Raw genomic sequence first — 295 nt, 5'->3', positions numbered from 1 at the left:
TGGTGCCGAGGACCGGAATCGAACCGGTACGATAATCACTTATCGCAGGATTTTAAGTCCTGTGCGTCTGCCAGTTCCGCCACCCCGGCAAGAAAAAATAAAAATGGAGCGGAAGACGGGATTCGAACCCGCGACCCCAACCTTGGCAAGGTTGTATTCTACCGCTGAACTACTTCCGCTAAATCATTATTTTTACAATATTATTAATGGTGAGCCATAGAGGATTCGAACCTCTGACCCTCTGATTAAAAGTCAGATGCTCTACCAACTGAGCTAATGGCTCTAAAACATGGTG

Annotated in this window: 3 tRNA genes; all 3 read right to left on the bottom strand. The window is 46.4% G+C overall.

Annotation, left to right across the window (positions count from 1 at the left end):
- Positions 1–89: transfer RNA gene (locus LQ688_RS13955), tRNA-Leu, on the bottom strand.
- 15 nt (positions 90–104) lie between these two features.
- Positions 105–179 (bottom strand) — tRNA-Gly (locus LQ688_RS13950).
- A 28-nt stretch (positions 180–207) separates the two neighbouring features.
- Positions 208–283, bottom strand: a tRNA-Lys gene (locus tag LQ688_RS13945).
- Positions 284–295 lie beyond the last annotated feature (12 nt).

It is taken from the genome of Mammaliicoccus sp. J-M40 (genome assembly GCF_022386395.1).
In the GTDB taxonomy this organism is placed as follows: Bacteria; Bacillota; Bacilli; order Staphylococcales; family Staphylococcaceae; genus Mammaliicoccus; species Mammaliicoccus lentus.
The sequence above is the reverse complement of the archived record's forward strand: the minus strand, read 5'-3'. Positions and strand labels throughout refer to the sequence as shown.